The following is a 22,291-nucleotide window of genomic DNA, read 5'->3' as shown; positions in this document are numbered from 1 at the left end:
TTCGTGCCAAAATTAGTGTATTGTGGTAAAAAAGGGAAAAGTAAGGATTAATTTAAGAAAATATACAAAAAAGATACACTTATGTAGTGTATCTTTTTTGTGTGTCGCTTATAGTGTATCTTCTGTATTTTGTTCTTGATTTAATTGAGTATTTTTTATTAGTTGAATAATGTAATAGATTTCTTCTAGCGGTATATCTAATTTGAAGCTCTGTTTTAAATCGCGTGATGCCCTCATGACAACATCATAGCTGGGTTCAGATGTTACTTGCTTTAACTCTGCTTCTGTGACTGTCAATGTATCATGTTGTAACACTCGTTCTAGCATCCCAGCTAAGTGCATCACTAAATTGACATAAAAAGAATAGTCCAATTGTAAAGCAAGCGCTGTTCGGATACTATCTGCGAATTCCCACAGAGGATCAATGACTTTTTTAGGATTAATAAAAGTGAAACTTTCTTCCATATAATCAATACAGATTTTCTTAGCAGCTGTTTCATCCATCTCCTGTGTCTCTACATAGATATCACTGTCCATCAATAACTGATCGATCACAGATTCGGCTTCACCAGAAAAGAATGTTTCCATTGGAATAAATGGGGCAGTAATTTTAGGATCGGTAATACCTGTTGTAGCAATCACACGATATTCCTCTTGAATAGTAATCAGTTGTTCCTTCATATCGATAATAGACAACGGCAATACTTCTAATTCTAGCCCTAATTGTGGCGGAACAGAGGCTTCGATCATTTCTTTCATTCGCTTGGCTGTTCCTTCGCCAGATGCACAGATTGCGATAATTACTCGTTTTTTCCAAAGTGCTAAAGGGTCGACTTCTCTTTCTTGTTGAATGTCTGCGTAACCTTGAAAGTTTTTCAGAGATTCATATAGAGTATCCAATTGTGTATCGATCAATGTTGTTTTTCTAGCTGTTTCTAAAACGATCGGTGTTGTGACCATGTCGACCGTTCGCACTTCGATACCAGTTTGGCGCGTGATTTCATCTGAAAAAGTGGCTAAAGAGCCCATATCGACTAACAAAATCACGCCACTATCTTCATTCACTTCTTTGACTACACTAACAATTTGGCGCAATGCTTCTTTTGGTTGCATTTCTAAAGGCATATCCACTGCCCTTAGATTATCAACATTCAATAACTGTGATACAACTTGTACCATACTTGTAGCTGTACTTTTCCCGTGAGCCGCAACCACGATCCCAATCCGTCCTGCATCTTTATTCTCTCTTAACGAAATGAGTAAAACTGCTAAATAATAGGTTTCAAATTCTGGTATTTTCATTTGATAATTGATTTCGATGATGCGCTTGATCTCTTGAGCAGTCTCAAATTCTACTGGATAATCCAACACCATATTTCTAATATTTTCATTTAATTGATGTTGACGTTCTTCACCATTTTGGATTCGTTTCAAAAATGAGCTGATATGTAAACTCATCGCATAAATAAAATTAGATTGAAAATTGTAGTTTAGCTTTTGTTTGGCGAAATTATAGATTTCTTTAGTAACGTCGATGATACGTTGATCCACGATTTCCGCTAACTTATTTTCAGTATCAAAAGTAAATCCATGATCCTTGTAGAAAGACTTTAGGTGAACATTGATATCTGTGGTAATAAAATTGTTGATTACTTCTTGCTCTAGACCATCTGCTTTTAATAAGGCTGCTTTATCTCCAATAATTTCATATAAATTATACGGCAGTTCGTATGAATCCGACTGTATCGTTACTAAAGGTTCGTTTGGTGTCACGATCATTTGCGGTTCTAAATATTTAGATAGCTCAGCTAATGCATCACGATTACTTGCTAATTGCATCATGCCTTCTTTGATACTATCAGTCAGTTCATCGATCGTGATCGTCAGTTCATCTTGATCAATATGATTTAAAAAACCTCTAGCCGTCACTAATTGAACATTCGATTTCAATTGCCCGACATTCCCATAAGAAACGCTACCGATCAAGGCTTTCACAACATCTTCTGATAACGAAATTTTTCTATGAATACGGGACGCTTCCATTGAGATCATCACTCTAAGTAAATCGATTTTCTCTTTAGCTGGACGATCTATAAAGTTAGGTAGTTGAATGATAATCGGAATTCTACGGACAAAAGTATTCAATAAAGAAGAGGTTGGATTTTCAGTCGTAGCACAAATAATGCGTACATCTGCTTTCCGATTTTTAACTGTTTCACCTAACCTTGAATAGGTGCCATGATCCATAAAATAAAAAACCATTTCCTGTCCTTCTGGTGGCAAACGATGCACCTCGTCAAGAAACAGAATACTACCATCCGCTTCATGGATGATCCCATCTTTGGCTTTCGTCGCCCCTGTAAAGGCACCTTCAGCATAACCAAAGAGATGGGACATCAATAATTCAGGATTATGTGCATAATCGGCGCAATTAAACACGACGAGCTTTTTGTCTGAGTCAATCACATGATTCAGCAACGCAAATTGGAACATTGCATGCGCAAAGTAGGTTTTTCCAGAGCCAGTTGCTCCTGTAATTAAACAATTCAAGCCTTTTGGTGGATACAATATTGCTGCCTTTGCTTGCTCAACAGGTGTTCTCATACTACCTGTCGAGCCGATCATGCCTTTAAAAATATCCTCTCCAATAAACTTTTTAGCTGATTTCGGTGAATCACTTGGAAAAGGAGTACGTTCTTTCATTAGACTATGTTCACGATAGCTTTTCACTGGTTTAGACAATGGTTGGTATTTAAAAATAACTTTATCGATATATTTGACTGGTCGTCCTTCTGTTTTCTCTAATAGCCCTTCTCGAACAAGCTGATTCAAGTCTTTACTGGCATTTGTTCTTTGTATATTTAATGCGTTAGAGACGTCCTCTGTCGTCACACCGCCTCCCAAAGAGACATCGCTTGGGGTCATATCCTCAGTCTGTTCTTTTACGTAAAGATAGATTCGTTCGATGCGCTTCATTTGACTCCTCCTTTCTATTTTAAAAACTAAACAAGCTCATGAAACCAGATAGCAATTTCAGCTGAATCTATAAATGATACACTAATTTCATGTGTATCATACAGTGTATCGTTTAAAAAGTACACTGATAACTACTTTATTAAAATGTTTCACATGAAACACTCTTTTTATAAAAAGTTATCTCATTTTAGTAAAATCCATAAGGTATTTCTGAAAAAGTCTGAAATTCCTTGAAAAATATGGGTTTCCTCGCTATAATGCAGAGAGGTTTAACTATTCTATATGAAGTGAGGAAAACAATTGATTACTGTAAATGATGTAAGTTTGCTATTTTCTGACCGCAAACTTTTTGATGAAGTAAATATTAAATTCACACCTGGTAACTGTTATGGTTTGATTGGTGCTAATGGCGCTGGTAAATCAACATTCTTAAAGATTTTATCTGGCGATATTCAGCCAACAACTGGAAATGTTGCTTTAGGTCCTGATGAACGTTTGGCAATCTTGAAACAAAATCATTTTGACTTTGAAGATAATACTGTTTTAGAAACAGTTATCATGGGTCACAAACGATTGTACGAAGTAATGAAAGAAAAAGATGCTGTCTACATGAAAGAAGATTTCACTGATGAAGATGGAATCAAGGCAGCTGAACTTGAAGGTGAATTCGCGGAGCTAAATGGTTGGGAAGCTGAACCAGAAGCGGCTGTTTTACTACAAGGTTTAAATATTCCTGAAAGTCTGCATGACCAAAAAATGAGCGAACTAACAGCTGGGCAAAAAGTCAAAGTATTACTTGCCCAATCTCTCTTTGGTAAACCTGACGTCTTACTATTAGATGAGCCGACCAATGGTTTGGATACTCGTTCAATCAACTGGTTAGAAGAATTCTTGATCAACTTTGAAAACACAGTCATCGTGGTTTCCCATGACCGTCACTTCTTAAACAAAGTGTGTACACACATGGCCGATCTTGATTTTGGTAAAATCAAATTATATGTTGGTAACTATGACTTCTGGTTGGAATCAAGCCAATTAGCAGCAAAATTACAATCAAATGCAAATGCCAAAAAAGAAGAACAAATCAAAGAATTACAAGACTTTATCGCTCGTTTCAGTGCGAATGCGTCAAAATCAAAACAAGCGACTTCTCGTAAAAAAATGCTTGATAAAATTACTTTAGATGATATCCAACCTTCTTCACGTCGTTATCCATTTGTTGGATTTACTCCTGAAAGAGAAATCGGAAATGATTTACTCCATGTGGAAAATGTCTCTGTGACAATCGATGGTAAGAAGATTTTAGACAATATCTCATTCTCTTTAAGTAACGTTGATAAAGTAGCCTTCATTGCAGATAATGATATCGTTACAACGACTTTATTCAAAGTGATCATGGGCGAAATTACTCCTGATACAGGTAGTGTACGTTGGGGTGTTACAACGACTCAAGCTTATCTACCGAAAGATAACAGCAAAGACTTTGATACTGATTTAACGATTTTAGATTGGTTACGTCAGTTTGCAAGTAAAGAAGAAGACGACAATACATTTTTACGTGGTTTCTTAGGTAGAATGCTATTCTCTGGTGAAGACGTACTAAAATCGGTAAACGTTCTTTCTGGGGGCGAAAAAGTTCGTGTCATGCTTTCTAAACTAATGCTTTCTAAATCAAACGTGCTTGTTTTAGATGATCCAACAAATCACTTGGATCTAGAATCAATCACTGCTTTGAATGATGGTTTGATGGCCTTCACTGGTGCTATTTTGTTTGCATCACATGATCACCAGTTTATTCAAACATTAGCGAATCGTATCATCGCTGTTTCTGATAAAGGTGTTGTGGATCGTGCAGATACAACATATGATGAATTCTTAGAGAATAAAGACGTTCAAAAACAATTGGATGAACTGTTTTCTGGTGAATATTAATTAAAAAAGAAACATCCATGTTTATGGATGTTTCTTTTTTAATGATCTCTTTTTTTCCCTCTAGAAAAGACTGCAATACAGCCATTTCCCGTATGACTAGTAATCGTTGGGCCTAGTGGGTGTAAACGAATCTCTTTGACTTGGATCTTTTCTTCTATCAATGATTTAACTTTCTCAGCACTTTCTAAATCACCGGCATATGCAATAAACACCGTTTGTTTTAAGGGTTCGATGATTCCTTGAACGGTTTCATCAGCTAGCTTCTTCAAGGCTTTACCACGACCGCGAACTTTTCCGATGTTTTGTAGTTTCCCTTGTTCATCTACTACAATGATCGGTTTCACATTCATCAATCCACCGATGGCGGCGGCGGCTTTTGAGATTCTACCACCTCGTTCTAAATGTTTTAAATCGTCGACCGTAACCCATGAATGAACCGTCATTTTATTTTCAGATAACCATAAGAGAATATCATCTAAAGAATGACCCTCTCCCTTTAATTGGATAACTTCGCTGACAAGCAAACCTTCACCCAAACTAGCAGCTTTCGTATCAATAACATAGATCTCAGCATCTTCATGCTCTTCTTTAAGAATATCAACCGCTTGGTTAGCACTTTGATAAGAACCACTTAAACCAGAAGAAAAAGCCAAATACAAGATTGGCACCTTTTTTTCCACAAAGGGTCTAAAAAATTCAATATAACGTCCCACATTTACTTGTGAGGTCGTAGGCATGCCACCTGTTTTTATTTCTTGTAAAAACCAATCATAGTCAAACGTTCTCCCTAAGTCGTCGACTAATTCTTCTCCGTTTAATTGAATCGTCATGCTAATAAAATCAACATCATTTGCTTCTAAATATGTATATGGTAAATCACAACATGAATCTGTCATTACTTTAAACGTCATTTTAAATCCTCCCTAACTATTTTTCTATTCTAACACATAATTGTTGGATACTCATGCATTATTCAACAAGCAGGCAACCAAAAAATACACTTTTATAGAAAAAAATGAATCAAAAAACGAGAGACAATTTTTACTTTGCCTCTCGCTTATCTTGTCGTTTAAATTTGTGCCCAAACACTTTCTAATACATTCGTTTGATTACGGTCTGGACCTACTGAGAATGTTGAAATACGTACGCCAACTAATTCAGAAATACGGTGTACATAGTTTCTTGCATTCGCTGGTAAATCAGCTAACGTTTTACACCCAGTGATGTCTTCTGACCATCCTGGTAACTCTTCGTAAACTGGCTTACAACGACTCAACTCTTTCAAGCTAGCTGGATAATGATAAATCAATTCGCCATCTAATTCATAAGCCGTACAGATTTTTACTGTATCTAAACCACTTAAAACATCAATTGAGTTCAATGATAGATTTGTGATACCGGAAACACGTTTAGAGTGACGCATCACGACAGTATCAAACCAACCCACACGACGTGGACGACCTGTTGTTGTACCGTATTCTTTCCCAACTCTGCGAATCGTTTCTCCTGTTTCGTCAAACAATTCTGTAGGGAATGGACCATCACCAACACGTGATGTATAAGCTTTACAAACACCCACGACTTTATTGATTTTAGACGGACCAACACCGCTACCAATCGTAACCCCTCCAGCAACTGGATTTGATGATGTTACAAATGGATACGTTCCTTGATCGATATCTAGCATAACGCCTTGTGCCCCTTCAAATAAAACACGTTTGCCTGCATCTAATGCGTCATTTAAAATAACAGAAGTGTCTGTTACGTATTGTTTGATTTGTTGACCATATTCATAATACTCTTCAAAAATATCTTCAAATGCAATCGGTTCGCTGTCGAACATTTTGACGAATTGACGATTTTTTTCTTCTAGATTGATTTTTAAACGCTCTTCAAAGATTTCTTTATCTAGTAAATCTGCCACACGAATTCCCACACGAGCGGCTTTATCCATGTATGCTGGACCGATCCCTTTGATGGTTGTACCTATCTTATTTTCACCTTTAGCATCTTCTTGTAATTGATCTAATTGGATGTGGTACGGTAAAATCACGTGAGCACGGTCAGAAATACGTAAGTTATCTGTTGTGACATTATTATCTTTTAAATACGCCAGTTCTTTTACTAAAGATTTCGGATTGACAACAACACCATTACCGATCACACTGATCTTGTCTTTGTAAAAGATACCTGAAGGAATCAAGTGTAGTTTATAAGTAACACCATCAAATTTAATCGTGTGACCTGCATTATCTCCGCCTTGATAACGTGCGATGACCTCAGCATTCTCACTTAAAAAATCTGTGATCTTTCCTTTTCCTTCATCGCCCCACTGCGTTCCGACTACTACAACTGATGACATTCGAACACCTCGTTCTAAATTATTTTGTCCTGATTCATTGTACCAATAAAACACAACGCTTTCAAGGAAAAATCGAATGTTGTTTTTATTAAAAGAAAAAAAACAAGCAAAACACGAACGATATTCCAGAAATTATTTTACATCAGATAAAAAAACGAAAATTTATTTGTTGTCTTGTAAAGAAATTTCATTTTGTTATAATCATACACAATATATTCTGAACTTAAAAGGAGGTATACTCGGGATATGAAACATTCTTTTCGTTTAGAGATCGATGAATCTTTATCATTAATCCAACCAACGTTATCTATGGCACACGAACTTTTTGAAGTCATTGATTCAGATCGGGATCATTTAAGGAGATTTCTTGATTTTGTTGATTCATCAACATCTTTTGAACCACAAGAGCAATATATCAAGATGAAATTAGAAGGCTATATCAAAGGGACCGACCGCTTATTTTTAATTGCTTTTGATCAGAAAATAATCGGCTGTATCGATTTACATTTTATTGATACCAATAATAAAAAGGCTGAGCTTGGTTATTGGCTTCATTCGTCTCAAACCAATAAAGGTATTATGACAAAAGTTGTTAAAAGAGTTTGCGCGATTGCTTTTGAAGAAATGAACTTAAATAAATTAAGTATCCAAGCTGACACTGAAAATGAAGCAAGCAATGCCGTTACACTCAAATGTGGCTTCTCCTTTGTTGGAACCGATAAATCAGATTTTTTTATGTATGATGCGTTTAGAGACCTAAATAAATATTCCCTGTTAAAATCAGATTTCAGCTAAAATAATAGCCCCAGTAAGTATTCAATAAATTACTTACTGAGGCTATTATTTTTATCTATTCACAATTGATTAGAACTCTTCTCTCGGTGATAGTGATGCGAATTTATTGAACTCTTTTATAAACAACAGTTCCACCGTTCCACGAGCACCACTACGGTTTTTCTCAATGATAACTTCAATCACGTTGTCGATCTCCGGCTCTTCACGATCTCCATCCTCTCCATCTTCACCGCGATCATAATAGTCATCACGATATAGAAATGCTACGATATCTGCATCTTGCTCGATCGATCCAGATTCACGAATATCACTTAACACAGGACGCTTATCTTGACGTTGTTCCACGCCACGAGATAATTGAGACAAGGCAATAACAGGAACTTTTAATTCTTTCGCTAACTTCTTCAATTGACGGGAAATTTCAGATACTTCTTGTTGACGACTTTCACGACCAGTTCCTTCAATCAATTGTAGATAATCGATCAAAATCAAGCCTAAATTGCCACGCTCTTGCGCTAGTTTACGACATTTCGCTCGAATTTCTGTAATTTTAATACCAGGCGTATCATCGATATAAATTTGCGCTCTTGACAAACTCCCCATTGCAATAATGAGGTTTTGCCACTCTTCTTCTGATAACTGACCTGTTCGCAAGTGTCCTGCTTCAATTGATCCTTCTGCACAAAGCATCCGGTTCACTAGCGATTCAGCACCCATTTCCAAACTGAAAATAGCAACCGAGCGGTCTGTTTTAGTCCCGATATTTTGGGCAATATTCAAAGCAAAAGCTGTCTTCCCTACCGCTGGACGGGCTGCTAAGATAATCAATTCTTCTGCTTGCAGTCCAGCTGTCATTTTATCTAATGCTGGATATCCAGTTGGTAATCCAGTGATTTCTTCATCATTTTGATACAGTTGATCGATATTAGCGATCGAGGTATTCAATACATCTGCAATCGACAAGAAGCCGCTGCGATTTCTTTTTTCTGAAACTTCCAAAATGCTGCGTTCCGCATCATCTAGTATAGTTTCTACATCTTCTCCTTGTTCAAATCCTTTGGTAACAATTTCTGTAGCGGTTTGAATCAAGTTACGTAATAGTGATTTTTGTTCAACGATTTTCGCGTAATAAACAATATTCGCTGCTGTCGGTACAGCCAACGCTAAATCTGAAAGATAGCTTAGACCACCTACATCTTCTAATAAATTTTCTTGCTCCAAACGATCTTTGATCGTAATCACATCAATCGCTTCATTTCGATCATTCAAGGTAAGCATAGTCTGAAAAATTAATTGATGATTACGGCGATAAAAATCTTTTGGTTCTATGTATTCTAACGCATCGATAATAACCTCAGCATCTAAAAAAACCGACCCTAAAACGGCCTGTTCTGCTTCCATACTTTGGGGCGGTACTCGATCTTGCCATACTTCATTCATTTTTTTCTCTCCTATAGCTCAAATTACGCCGTTCAGTCTTTCTATTTTAACAAGAAATAGGCTAAATGTACAATGACATTATCGTATCATTTCTTCTTGATGATAAGTAAAAAACAGAGGAAATCCTCTGTTTTTTACTTATTATTATTCTTCTACTACATGAACTTTAATCGTTGCAGTTACTTCATGATGTAATTTCACTGGAACTTTTGTAAATCCTAATGAGCGGATTGGTTGTGATAGTTCTAGTTTACGTTTGTCTAATTTGACCTTATATTGCTTGTTTAAGGCCTCTGCGATTTGTTTTGAAGGAATAGACCCAAAGAGACGTCCATCTTCACCAGCCTTCGCTTTAAGCTCCACAACAGTCTCTTCTTTTTCTAAGAATTCTTGCATTTTTTTTGCTTCAGCTAAAATTTCAGCTTCATGTTTATCTTGAGCTTTCTTTTGCCCCGCAAGAGCGCTGATGCTGCCTTTATTTGCTTCTTGAGCATAGCCATTTTTAATTAGGAAGTTTTGTGCATATCCAGTTGGCACTTCTTTTACTTCCCCTTTTTTGCCTTTACCTTTAACATCTTGTAAAAAAATAACCTTCATACGTATTATTCCTCCTCGTATAATAATTAATATAGTGAGATCAGCTAACACAAATAGGAAAATGTTGCTTGTTCCAAAAAGCTAGCCTAATGAATCAGAATCATACATCACATCTATATTTTGTTGAATCACTTTCAGCAGTTGCTCTTTTACTTCAGCTACTGTTACATTAGGTAATTGTACCGCAGCATTAGTAAAATGACCACCTCCACCCAAGTTTTCCATGATTAGTTGGACGTTTATCGATCCATTACTCCGTGCACTAATTCCAATTTGTTTGTCTGTGCGTTTAGTTATAACAAAAGCTGCGTTGATTCCAACCATTGATAACAATGTATCTGCTGTTTTAGCGGCAGTTACACTATCATATTCCTTCTCTTCACTACCAGTAACAATAACTGTATCTGGCGTTACATACTCGCTTTTAGCTATTAAACTGTTCATTTCCAGATAGCTAGTCAAATCTGAACTTAACAAATATTGTACTAGAGATGAATCTGCGCCACAAGTCCTTAAATAACTTGCTACATCAAATGTACGCGCAGTTGTACGAACACTGAAACTCTTCGTATCAACAACTATCCCCGCTAGCAATAATGTTGCTTCAAATTTGTCTAAACGTTTTTGACTATTACTTTGATATTCAATCAGCTCCGTTACCAATTCCGATGCAGAAGAGGCCGATGATTCAATATAGGAAAGTAATGGTTTAGCTGGAAATTCGTCACCACGGCGATGGTGATCGATAATTACCACCTTATCAAACTGTTCGTACAACTCTTGCGAAATTGAAAGCGATGGCTTATGGTAATCCACCATTATCAATAAACTACTATCGGTCTTTCTTTTTATTGCTTCTTTTGGTGTGACGATTTGTTTGGCTAACTCAGGATATTTATCCAACTCAGACATTACCCGTTCAACATCAGGAATACTTTCATGCTTATCCAAAACGACCCAAGCTTCCTTATCATGAAATTTAGCTAGACGAGCCATACCGAATGCTGAACCAATAGCATCCATATCTGGAAAACGGTGTCCCATGATATAAACATCGGAAGATTCAGTTAAAATCCCTTGAATCGCTGTACTCATCGCACGAGAACGAACACGCGTTCTCTTCACGACAGATGCTGTTCTACCACCATAAAAAATAGGTTTAGCATTATCTTTTGCTTCTTTTACAACGACTTGATCACCACCTCTAACTAGTGCTGTATCTAAGTTTGTCTGTGCAGTATTTCCGGTCTGACTTAAGTTTTCTCCCCCATAAGAAATGCCCATACTTAATGTAATCGCTATCTCTCTTGAGCTTGATTCCTTTCTAATCTTATCCAAAATCTGAAATTTTGAATCCATCATTTTTTTAATATCTTCTAACTGCGCAATAAAGAAGTAGCGTTCAGCGTTCAATCTTTTATAGAAAACTTGATACTCGTCCATCCAATCAGAAACCATGGTAGTAATAAAACTGTTCAAGTAAGATATTTCTTTCTCATCCATACTATCTGTTATATCATCATAATTATCAACAGAAACAATGCCAATAGCCGTCTGCATTTCTAATTTTTCCTGGTATAGATTACTTTCTTCTGTAATATCTTTAAATGTGATCGTATTTTGGTTTGTATCAACATTGAACCGATAAATATGATCTCCTACTTTAAATATATCTTTACCTTTTTCTGCTAACGCTACATATGCTTCTATTAATTCTGGACTAATCAGAGTTTGTCCATCTTTTCTAAAAATAGCTTCAGCAAATGGATTTAACCATTTAGCTTCTTTTGTTTCAATATCGTAATTAATAATCCCCACAGCCACTTCATTAAAAGCATAATCCAAAGATTTTTCTGCAATTGTACTTGCTTCTCTAATTTTTTCTGTATTAGATATCTCAATTTTTTTGCTCATAGTCAGAATTCGATTTATCAATATAAGATTGAGTATAAGTAATCCAGCAATAATAATATATTTATTAGATACAAAGAAAAACAGAATTACTTCTAATAAAAAGAGAACGAATACAGAAACCAAAATCCGTTTCATTCTATTTTTTTTCATTATAAAGACTCCTCCGTGTTCTACAGATATGATTATTTTAGCATAAAAAAAGGATTTCTGCGAATCTCGGAATGTTTCACGTGAAACATTCTAAACGATTTTTATGCACTTCAAACTATATAAACAACAACTGTGTTTCTTAAGTCTTTTTATCATAAATTTAAAATAAAAAGAGCCAAAGAAAACTAGTTTCTTTGGCTCTTATAAACTCTTATATTATTGCTCTTCACCAACAAATGGTAATAAGCCCATGATACGTGCGCGTTTGATAGCAATTGTTAATTTGCGTTGGTTCTTAGCACCAGTACCTGTTACACGACGTGGCAAAATTTTTCCACGTTCAGAAATGAATTTTTTAAGTAATTCAATATCTTTATAATCAATATATTCAATATGGTTAGCTGCGATATAATCGACTTTACGACGTTTACGTCCGCCTCTTCTTTGTTGTGCCATTCTTATTCCCTCCTATCAAATTCGTTTAGAATGGTAAATCATCATCTGAAATGTCGATAGTCGAGCCTGATCCACTAAATGGGTCAGAATCTCTATCAAAATCAGGCATACCGTTATTGCTAGACTGAGAGGATGATTGATTAAAATTGTTTTGTCCTGAAAAATTATTGTTCTGTGGTTGTTGGAAACTTCCGCCACCAGCATTATAACTTGGTGTCGAATCTGATCCATCCGTTTGTCTTTGTTCTGATGCAGAACGAGACTCTAACAACTGGAAATTCTCACATACAACTTCAGTTACGTAGACACGTTGACCTTGTTGATTTTCGTAATTTCTAGTTTGAATACGACCAGTTACGCCTAATAATGTACCTTTACGCGCATAGTTTGCCATTGTTTCAGCAGGTTTACGCCAAATCACACAGTTAATAAAATCTGCTTCACGATTTCCATTTGCATTCGTAAAGTTACGATTTACTGCTAAAGTAAATGTCGCAACCGCTGAACCACTAGATGTATATCGTAAATCGGGATCTTTTGTTAGTCTTCCAACTAATACAACGTTGTTAATCATTTAAACATCTCCTTTCGTCAATCCAATGTTTCACGTGAAACATTTGGTTATGCTTCTTCCTTGATAATCATGTGACGGATAATATCGTCATTGATTTTAGCAAGACGATCAAATTCATTGATTGCTCCTGCAGTTGATGGAGAAGATACTTTAACGATATGATAGATGCCTTCACGGAATCCGTTCATTTCATATGCTAAGCGGCGTTTTTCCCAATCTTTTGATTCGATAACTTCTGCTCCGTTATCTTTTAAGATTGTGTCGAAACGTTCTACTAAAGCAGTTTTTGCTTCTTCATCAATGTTCGGACGAATAATGTACATAATTTCATAATTCGTAGCTTGACTCATTGATTTTCACCTCCCTATGGACTTTAGGCTCTTAGATTGCTAAGAGCAAGGAGAGTTATCTAAAATTTATAGACTACTCACAATTTTTCATTATACAGCTAAAAGCTGATAAAATCAAGCGTTCTTAGCAATTTTTGATCATTTTTTTTAGCACTCTTTTTTTCCTCTCAGGTCTTAGTTTTAATATACGCGTAAATTCAATTTTGTCATTTTTTTACTATTGATTTAGGTTATTTATTTTTCATGGTATACTATCCTTGTTCGATATTACACAAATATTTTAAAGTAGTTTGAAAGGATGCTGTTACATTGAATCAACTGTTAGAATACCAACCGCTCAACTTGTACACGAATTATCTTGAGGCTGCACGTAATACCCCAGAAATCGCTATTATTCATGATGAACGTTTGCCAGCTTTTCCTGAACTTGGAACAAATTATACGTATCAACTAAGTCACGAAGCGATTTTAAATCGTGCCTACCAATTAGCTAGTTTAGGCGTAAAAGCTGAAGATAAAATAATCATTTTTAAAAGCCCAAAATTCGATACGTATTTGTTAGCAGTTGCTGCCTCTTACTTAGGAGCGGTTCCTGCAATGATTTCTTATCATTTTCCAGCGGAAACGATTGAAGTTTTTGTCGATCGTTTAGAAAATCCTTTTATCTTATTTGATGATGAAACGGCAGAAAAGGTAGCAAAAGTAAGAAATAGTTCTCAAGAGAAACAAATTTCAGTGGCAAAACTTTTACAGGCATCCGCTAACGAGGTTCCTCAAATAGAACTACCTAAAGATATGATTGCTTATATGACACACACATCTGGGACGACTGGGATTCCTAAATTAATTTGTCATTCTGCTAATTCAATGGGCTGGCGTACAAAGTGGCAAAAAACAATTTTCACAAAAATTGCTGATAAAAAGCTTGTTGGTTTCCATATTTCACCTGTTCACTCTCGCTTCAATATTGGTATTTCCTCTTTAATGTCCATGGGTTTTCCTATGATGCCTTTATCAATTTCCAATAGTGATTCTGTTTCAAAAATGTTATCAGAACATCAACCGATTGCTCTTGAAACTCATCCGAACAACTTTGTTCAGTGGACATCTTTGGCAAAAAAACAACCAAAAGTGTTTGCGAGCATTCGTTATTATCACTCTACTTTTGATGCGATCAATAATGCAACGATGGCAAGTTTCTTGAAAGCTTCAAAGGAAAATGAACCGATTTTTCTTCAAGTTTATGGACAAAGTGAATGTGGTCCTATGATTTTAAAAGCCCATACTTTAGAGTCTCTGAAAACATCCGATGCGCGTGATATGGGCGTTGGCTTAGAAGGTTTGACAGAGGCACGAATCGCAGATAAAGAAGGCAACGTTTTACCTGCAATGACAGATGGACATATTCATTTCTTATCAAAAGGACGCGCATTAACTTATTACAAAGAAGACGATCGATTCCAAGCTACTGTCTTTGGTCCTTGGTGGGATAGTGGTGATTACGGTTTTATAGATGAGAATGGACACTTATTCCTGAAGGATCGCCAAGTAGATTTGATTGAAAAGATAGACAGCAATTTAGCCATCGAGGATCACTTACTAGATGCTTTGGACTTTCTGCAAGAAGTAATCATTGTTAGAGCGAAAGATAATTCACCTCAACCAATCTTAGCTGTTGAGCCAAAACAAGGAATGGATTGGGATGCTTGGTGGAAACAAGTAGCCGATTTACCGCATTTAAATAAACCAATCATTATGGACTGGGATGAAATTCCTCGTACAGCAACAATGAAAGTACAACGATTACAGATCGAAAAAGCCTTGAAAGAAAAAGAATAATTTAAACTAAAAAGAATCACAGACTAAGATAAATCATTAGTCTGTGATTCTTTTTAATCAGCATATAGATTTTCTATGACACTATACTTTGATAATGATTCTCGAGATAAAGAAACGCCGATACCTAGTCCATCTGGAACACTAATTTCACCTTTTTGAATTACAATTGGCTCAGTCAGAATATCCTCAAAGTAATAACGATCAGAAGCTGATATATCTCCAGGAAAAGTAAACGTTCTTTGGGAAGCAAACTGTAGATTCAACGCTCTTCCCACACCAGATTCAAACATTCCTCCTAGCCAAACAAGTAGTCCGTTTTCTTTACAGAAGTCGACTATTTTCATTGCTTCAGCAATTCCACCTACTCTAGGAATCTTTAAATTGATTGCTCGACAACTCTTCAAGGCAAACGCCAATTCACAATCTTTAAGAGTTCGAATATTTTCATCTAGACAAATATCTGTTTTTATTTCTTTTTGTAGTTGTGCATGATCCAAAAAGTCATTCGCTGCAAAGGGTTGTTCGATCATTGCTAAATTATAAACATCTAATTTCTTCAAATGTGTAATATCCTTAATGCTATATGCTGAGTTAGCATCAACCATTAAAGATATATCAGGAAATTTTTTCCGAATAGCTTCAATTGGTTTTAAATCATAGCCTGGTCGAATTTTTAACTTGATTCTTTGATACCCCATTGAAATATACTTATTAATTTGATTCGTTAGTTTGGTTAAATCAGTCTGAATCCCTATGCTGACACCAACTGGAATATGCTCTCTAGTATCTTTAAAGTAGGCTTTTAGGCTTTTGCCATTCCGTTTAGCATATAAGTCCCAGATTGCCGTCTCAAGGCTTGATTTAGCCATTTGATTTCCTTTTACTTCATCAAAGAGAAGGGAAACTTCTTTAGGATGTTGAATATCAGCCTCTTTCAATAAAGGAATCAAATGTTTTTCAATGATTATTCGAGCTGTATCGATGGTTTCTTCTATGTAATTTGGCTGTTCAAATGGAACCAATTCCCCTATCCCTTGATTCCCCAATTCGTCTGTCACTAATAAAATATCAAAAGCTTTCTCTGTTAAACGGCCATAACTTGTTTCAAAAGGAATTCGCAAGGGTAACCGAACACGATAACGATCAATACGGTAAATTTTCAACATGATTCCCTCCTAATCTAAAAGCTAAGCAGGCTTATTCAGCTCCAACTGAAAAATAGATAGATTGATAATGAACTATTTTTATTCCACTGGCAATTTGTCTTTTTCCTAAGGATTGATCTGTAAAGCTAGATAATACTAAAAGCTATACAAATCGGGTAATCCTGTAGAAAATTAGGCAATTGACCTTGAAACGCTTTTTGTTTCACTGGCAATTTATCTTTTTCCTAATGATTGATTTGTAAAGCTGGATAATACTAAAAGCTATACAAATCGGGTAATCCTGTAGAAAATTAGGCAATTGACCTTGAAACGCTTTTTGTTTCACTGGCAATTTATCTATTTTCCTAAGGATTGATTTGTAAAGCTGGATAAAAATGTATACACTATTTCCTCAAATACCTGTGGTTTTTCTAAATGAATACAGTGACCAGCCTCTGTTACGATTTCAATTAATAGCTCAGGCTGTTTTTCTTTCATTTTTTTAGCCACTTGTTGGAATTTAAGATCTAATTCTCCTACTATCAATAAAGTAGGTTTGTTTATATTGGCAAGCTCTTGCCAAAAATTAGGTTGAGCCCCTGTCCCCATAAACCATAAACTACATGCCAATCCAAATGATCGTTGGGACAATCGCTCTTGACGAAGCGTTTCTTGAATCTTAAAAGGTAATCTTTTTTGACTATCAAAAAGAGGCAGCTTCTCCCACTTATCAACGAAGTCTTCAATTGGGTGACTCATAATAAAACTAGCTAAATGTTCATCAGAATATTTACGCAGCATTTGCTCAAATCTGCTCTCTAAGCCAGGAGATCCACTCTCTAAGACTAGTTGGTGAATCTTCCGAGGAAATAGACATGTAAATCCTAAAGCTGCCCTAGCGCCCATTGAATAGCCTAATAAAGAAAATTCGACTATCCCTAATCGTTCAGTCAATACAGCAATATCTTGACATAAACAATCCATCTGATAGCGATAGGGATGGATGTAGCAATCCGTTTGCCCATGACCAATTAGATCGATTGCTAAAATATTTATACCACATTCTTTTTGAAAAACTGAAGCAAAAGTTTGACTAGTTCCAGTAAATCCGTGGAAGCAAACCAATGTTGGTCGATCTGCCTTATAGGCATGAGCAGACAGCCATTCATAGTAATAAGTTACACCATTTATATTAATATTCATTTATTTTTTCCCTAGCTTTTCTTTCAATCCATCAATAACTTTTTCATATAATAACACATTTTCCTGACGATCACCGACAACTTCAATCATTTGGAATTTGGGTTGTTTTTGTGTCGCTTCTAACACTAGATTTAACTGTTCTAAACTCTCAGCTTTTACATACTCAGCATCATATAATTGAGCAACTAAAGAAAAATCCAAATCAATTGGAGTGCCAAATACCGGTTCAAAATCATCCATCCCTAATTGACGTTGTGAAAGAAATGAGAAAATACCGCCACCATTATTGTTCAGTAAAACAATTGTTAATGGTAAATTATACCGTTTGGCCAGTAGTAAGCCATTCATATCATGATACATAGCCAAATCACCTATCAACAGCACATTCTGACGATCTGGATTAATCGCACACATACCCAAAGCAGTTGAAACAATGCCGTCGATTCCGTTGATTCCTCGATTACCAAATAAATGATAATGATTATTTTCAGACGTTGTAAAACGATCTAAAAAGCGAATCGCATTGCTATTTGAAACAAACAATTGACCCCTATCTGTCATTTTTTTATGAACAAGAATACTCGCAGTTGTCTCGTTTAATGTATCCATTTCACTAAGTTCATTTAATTGTTGTTCAGTTGTTTCTTGCCAACTAATCCACTGATTACGCCACAAATTCAATGTTTTTATTTCAACTTTATCAATGATTGCCTTAGCAAAAGTTTGTTCTTCGGCCTGAATCGCAACTTGGGTTTGCTTTAATTGATCTTGCCATTCGCCTGTCTCATCAACAAAGTAGATTTCAGTCATTTTATTAAGTGATTGTAACCAGAGCATTGTGTTTTTTGAAATAGGCAGCATTCCAAAACGAACGACTACTTCTGGATATTGAATCATTTCCACTTCTTGGATAAATAAATCAGCATAGCTCATGATCAAAGAGCTGTTTTTTCTGCACGAAGTAATATTTGCCAAAGGATCACTAATAATCGGCCAATTCAACGTTTCGGCCAACTTAATAAATACTTCAGCTTCGTCTGGTGTGTGGCTTCCGCCTATAACTAAAACTCCTTTTTTTCCTTGCCATGCATCGACACACTTAATTAACTGTTCTTCTGACAGTTGTTTTTTACCTGTAAAGATTTCTGTTTTTCTTTCAGCAATCAACGATTGATTTAAATCAGGTAATAACGGCTCCCGTAATGGGAAATTCAAATGAACAGGACCTTTTGGTGTTTGACAAGCAGTATCAACCGAACGCATTCCTTGCCAGTACGCATAGTCTAGCATCACCTTCGTTCCTTCTGGGATTGCCATTTCTATAAATTCTTTTACATGGCTTTGAAATAGATGGAATTGATCCATTGCTTGAGGAGCACCTACTTGCCGTAGTTCATGAGGGCGATCTGTTGTTAGAATGATCAAAGGAACATGACTAGCATTTGCTTCACAAATCGCTGGATAATAATTTGCGGCAGCTGTCCCTGACGTACACAATAAAGCAACTGGTTTATCGCTAGTTTTACTTAATCCTAAAGCAAAAAATGCTGCAGAACGCTCATCGACTTCAATAAAAGTTTCGATTTTTTCTTGCCTATGCAACAATAGTGCTAATGGCGTAGAACGAGAACCAGGGCTTATCACAGCCTGTTTTACTCCACTGCTGATCATTCCTTCAACAAAGGTTTGTAGATAATTTGTCATTTCACTTTGATTTGTCATGATCATCTCCGCCTATTCCTCTTAACATCGGTTGAAATTTGATTTTTGTCTCAATTCTTTCTTGCTCTGCTTGAGAATCTTTAACAATACCGCAACCAGCATATAAATAGCCAATATTCCCAGAAAATACAGCAGAACGAATCCCAACAGCAAATTCTCCTATATCTTCCGTGATTGCGACCCAGCCAATTGGAGCGCCATACAATCCTCGATCCAGCGGTTCATGTTCTTTAAGCCAGTTCAGCGCTAAGTCCTTCGGTTCTCCGCCCAAAGCTGGAGTTGGATGTAATTGTTGAATTCCTTTTAGGAAGCGATACTCAATTTTTCGTTGCCCTTCAATGGGTAAGTGTAGGTGCTGAATATCACGATTCTTTAATAATTGTGGTTGTTTTTTTTGAATTGTAGTGCCCGTCATCCATTCCAACTCTTTAACGATTCTGTCTACAACGATTTTATGTTCTTGTCGATTTTTCACATCATTCAGCAAGTAATTTCCCAGCTCCGCATCTTGTGTTTCCGTTGTTCCACGTGAAACAGAACCCGCAATACTTGCAGTCGAAAATGTCGTTTCAGACGCTTTTAATAAGCGTTCTGGGGTAGCACCGATAAAAAGATGTTCATCTGATTCCAAAACAAAAAAATAGGTATTGGTTTGTTGCTGTTGAAGATTTTTTAAAATCACATCTGCTTGGAATGGGCAATCACTCTTCACTTCCATCCGCCTAGCCAAAACAACCTTCTCTAACGCTCCTGCTTCTCTTAGTTTTGCTACCGTTTGGTCAACAACTGACACCCATTCAGATACAGCGATTTCTTCTGCTTTTATTTGGGTAGGCTCTTTCTTTTCTATCAACTGAGTAGTCATTAGTTCTGCAAATTGTACTCTAAGTTCCTGCCATTTTTGCTGTAATTTTTTTTTATTCTCTACACTGAAGTTCATCGACAAATACTGTTTGCCCTTGGTCTCAGTAATTAAAAAAGTTGGTAAATAAAACAGTCCGTGTTCCATCTTGCCCCAGTCATTCTGCTTAGTTTGTTTACTATCAAAAGCAAACCCACCAAATAAAATAGCTCCTGTTCCAGTAACCGAACGGTTTTGATATATTTTTTCTTTTTCTGATAAAATAAATGCATCCACTTGTTCAAAAGTAGCTTGATCATAGATCAATTCTTGCTCTTTACCAAAACCGATGAGAGTAAAATTTTTATCTGGTGTTTGCCAATAAAAGCGTGCACCTTTAAATTTTTTTTGTCCCTTCTTAAATAAAGTACGCAAGGAATCTGTATTTTCATTTAATTCTTCAATCCAGCTAAATTGACGATAGCTGTCTTCATACGCTTTCTCTAGTTCTTTAGGAATGCTCATTTGCTTAAAAAAGCCTCCCTTTCTATTGTTGTTAAACGGTGCTTCGCTAATTTTCCACTAGCTGTTTTTGGTAGAGAATGGCATAAGTAAACCCGTTTAGGTAATTTGTATTTTGCTAAATAGTTTTTTGCAAATTCATTTAAATTTTCTATTGTGATCGCTGCTTCTCCAACAATATATGCTACAGGAACTGCGCCCCATTTTTCATCAGCCTCGCCAACTACTGCAACTTCTTTTACACCAGGAAACTCCTGTAACACATGCTCGATTTCTGTTGGGTATATATTTTCGCCACCTGAAATGATCAGCTCACTTAAACGGCTGACTAAATACAAATACCCTTCCTCATCCAGATAGCCCATGTCGCCTGTTCTAAACCAACCATCTGTTGTCCACTTTACCTTTTGCCATTGATTCCCATTTAAATACCTGCGAACAAGATTCTTCCCTTTTAGAAGAATCTCTCCTACTTCATTTTGCTGCAACTGTTTCTCGTTACCGTCAATGATTTTGACTGCCATTCCCATCAATGGCTTACCAACAGAACCTATTTTCCTCGCTGCATCTTCAAAGCTTAACGCCACAACTTGAGAACAGGTTTCTGTCATTCCATATGATTGAATCACAGGAATCCCGTAGCTTTCACATTTTTCCAACGCTTTAGGCGAAATTGGTCCGCCGCCAAGTAGCATCACTTTAAAATTTGAGCTATACCCCTTCTTAGGGTAGTGTTCCAGTAACTCTTGCAACATAACCGACACGACCGAAATCACAGTTCCACGATCTTCAGTTAGATCCTTTGTCACTTTTTTTGCATCAAATTTACTATATAAACGGAAACTGCATCCTAACACTAGTTGACGAATGATGATCGACAATCCACTAATATGAAACAAGGGAACTGGACAAAGCCAGCAATCTTCCGCTGTAATGTTCATATTTTCTTGCGTTGCCAACGCACTGGCCAAATGATTACTAAAACACTGCACGACACCCTTGGGATTTCCTGTCGTACCTGATGTGTACATAATCGAAGCCGTCGCATCATGTTGATAGCTCGACGCAAATTCAGCTGCTGATGTTGCTTTAGCATTATTATTTTGTACCATTTCAATCAACTTTAATTGATTTAACTCAGAAAGAAACGCTAAACTTTCAGTAGAAACCACTACCATGTCTACCTTTGCATCGGTCAGTTGGTAGTGGAGTTCTTGTAAACTTAAATGTGTATTTAGTAGGACTAGCTCTTTACCTAACTCCCACAATGCCAGAATTGAAAAATACATTTCTTTTGAATTGCGGCTGAATAGACCAACTCGCTTTTCTTTACTCGGAATCTTTAAAGAAAACGCTGCGGCCCATTGTTTGACTTCTTGAGCTATTTCAGTGAAAGACCAGACCTCATCCTGCCAATAAAAAGCAGGATGATCCGGTCTTTCATTCACTTGTTTTTGTAGCCAACTGCGCATG

Annotated in this window: 17 protein-coding genes; 3 read left to right on the top strand and 14 right to left on the bottom strand. The window is 36.4% G+C overall.

Features of this window, described 5'->3' with window-relative positions; all coding sequences use genetic code 11:
* Positions 1–108 precede the first annotated feature (108 nt).
* On the bottom strand, positions 109–2,976 hold the full coding sequence (locus AC4BB5_RS00160; protein ID WP_490457445.1) for a sigma-54-dependent transcriptional regulator: 2,868 nt from the start codon (positions 2,974–2,976) through the stop codon (positions 109–111).
* 300 nt (positions 2,977–3,276) lie between these two features.
* Here AC4BB5_RS00160 and AC4BB5_RS00155 point away from each other — a divergent pair, with 300 nt between their 5' ends.
* A complete protein-coding gene (locus tag AC4BB5_RS00155; RefSeq protein WP_490457444.1) occupies positions 3,277–4,908 on the top strand; it encodes an ABC-F family ATP-binding cassette domain-containing protein in 1,632 nt (543 codons plus the stop codon).
* A gap of 38 nt (positions 4,909–4,946) precedes the next feature.
* On the opposite strand, the gene AC4BB5_RS00150 is transcribed toward AC4BB5_RS00155, so the two are convergent.
* Together AC4BB5_RS00150 and AC4BB5_RS00145 are read right to left on the bottom strand one after the other, a co-directional pair.
* On the bottom strand, positions 4,947–5,819 hold the full coding sequence (locus AC4BB5_RS00150) for a DegV family protein (RefSeq protein WP_490457443.1): 873 nt from the start codon (positions 5,817–5,819) through the stop codon (positions 4,947–4,949).
* Positions 5,820–5,977: 158 nt separating this feature from the next.
* Positions 5,978–7,270 (bottom strand): adenylosuccinate synthase, encoded by a 1,293-nt coding sequence (locus tag AC4BB5_RS00145; protein WP_010762112.1) that lies wholly within the window; start codon positions 7,268–7,270, stop codon positions 5,978–5,980.
* A gap of 246 nt (positions 7,271–7,516) precedes the next feature.
* On the opposite strand from AC4BB5_RS00145, the gene AC4BB5_RS00140 reads away from it, so the two are divergent.
* A complete protein-coding gene (locus AC4BB5_RS00140) occupies positions 7,517–8,065 on the top strand; it encodes a GNAT family N-acetyltransferase (RefSeq protein ID WP_490457442.1) in 549 nt (182 codons plus the stop codon).
* A 69-nt stretch (positions 8,066–8,134) separates the two neighbouring features.
* On the opposite strand, the gene dnaB is transcribed toward AC4BB5_RS00140, so the two are convergent.
* From dnaB to rpsF, 6 genes are all read right to left on the bottom strand, one after another.
* Entirely contained in the window at positions 8,135–9,505 is a 1,371-nt protein-coding gene (gene dnaB / locus AC4BB5_RS00135) for a replicative DNA helicase (RefSeq protein ID WP_069653498.1), read from the bottom strand.
* 144 nt (positions 9,506–9,649) lie between these two features.
* Positions 9,650–10,102 carry a 50S ribosomal protein L9 gene (rplI, locus tag AC4BB5_RS00130; RefSeq protein WP_069653499.1) on the bottom strand — a complete coding sequence of 151 codons (453 nt, stop codon included), beginning with the start codon at positions 10,100–10,102 and terminating at the stop codon, positions 9,650–9,652.
* An 81-nt stretch (positions 10,103–10,183) separates the two neighbouring features.
* Positions 10,184–12,166 (bottom strand): DHH family phosphoesterase, encoded by a 1,983-nt coding sequence (locus AC4BB5_RS00125; RefSeq protein WP_490457441.1) that lies wholly within the window; start codon positions 12,164–12,166, stop codon positions 10,184–10,186.
* A 216-nt stretch (positions 12,167–12,382) separates the two neighbouring features.
* Positions 12,383–12,622, bottom strand: coding sequence for a 30S ribosomal protein S18 (rpsR, locus tag AC4BB5_RS00120; RefSeq protein WP_010762117.1), 240 nt, complete (start codon positions 12,620–12,622; stop codon positions 12,383–12,385).
* A gap of 25 nt (positions 12,623–12,647) precedes the next feature.
* The gene (ssb, locus tag AC4BB5_RS00115) at positions 12,648–13,196 is read right to left on the bottom strand and encodes a single-stranded DNA-binding protein (RefSeq protein ID WP_490457440.1); all 549 of its coding nucleotides are present in this window, start codon (positions 13,194–13,196) and stop codon (positions 12,648–12,650) included.
* A 47-nt stretch (positions 13,197–13,243) separates the two neighbouring features.
* The gene (gene rpsF, locus AC4BB5_RS00110; RefSeq protein ID WP_069663270.1) at positions 13,244–13,546 is read right to left on the bottom strand and encodes a 30S ribosomal protein S6; all 303 of its coding nucleotides are present in this window, start codon (positions 13,544–13,546) and stop codon (positions 13,244–13,246) included.
* A gap of 309 nt (positions 13,547–13,855) precedes the next feature.
* Between rpsF and AC4BB5_RS00105 the strand changes: the two genes are divergently transcribed.
* On the top strand, positions 13,856–15,385 hold the full coding sequence (locus AC4BB5_RS00105; protein ID WP_490457439.1) for an AMP-binding protein: 1,530 nt from the start codon (positions 13,856–13,858) through the stop codon (positions 15,383–15,385).
* 53 nt (positions 15,386–15,438) lie between these two features.
* Here the strand turns inward: AC4BB5_RS00105 and menC are convergent, their stop codons facing one another.
* From menC to AC4BB5_RS00080, 5 genes are all read right to left on the bottom strand, one after another.
* Positions 15,439–16,548 carry an o-succinylbenzoate synthase gene (gene menC / locus AC4BB5_RS00100; protein WP_490459097.1) on the bottom strand — a complete coding sequence of 370 codons (1,110 nt, stop codon included), beginning with the start codon at positions 16,546–16,548 and terminating at the stop codon, positions 15,439–15,441.
* Between the two features lie 339 nt (positions 16,549–16,887).
* Entirely contained in the window at positions 16,888–17,733 is an 846-nt protein-coding gene (gene menH / locus AC4BB5_RS00095; RefSeq protein ID WP_490457438.1) for a 2-succinyl-6-hydroxy-2,4-cyclohexadiene-1-carboxylate synthase, read from the bottom strand.
* Entirely contained in the window at positions 17,734–19,455 is a 1,722-nt protein-coding gene (menD, locus tag AC4BB5_RS00090; RefSeq protein WP_490457437.1) for a 2-succinyl-5-enolpyruvyl-6-hydroxy-3-cyclohexene-1-carboxylic-acid synthase, read from the bottom strand.
* On the bottom strand, positions 19,439–20,821 hold the full coding sequence (locus tag AC4BB5_RS00085; RefSeq protein ID WP_490457436.1) for an isochorismate synthase: 1,383 nt from the start codon (positions 20,819–20,821) through the stop codon (positions 19,439–19,441). Before AC4BB5_RS00085 ends, menD begins: the two co-directional genes overlap by 17 nt.
* The gene (locus tag AC4BB5_RS00080) at positions 20,818–22,290 is read right to left on the bottom strand and encodes an o-succinylbenzoate--CoA ligase (RefSeq protein ID WP_490457435.1); all 1,473 of its coding nucleotides are present in this window, start codon (positions 22,288–22,290) and stop codon (positions 20,818–20,820) included. The genes AC4BB5_RS00085 and AC4BB5_RS00080 overlap by 4 nt, the downstream gene beginning before the upstream one ends.
* Position 22,291 lies beyond the last annotated feature (1 nt).

The organism is Enterococcus sp. AMC1252 (assembly GCF_058216515.1).
Note: the sequence above shows the minus strand (reverse complement) of the source record. Positions and strands in the feature narration are given on the sequence as shown.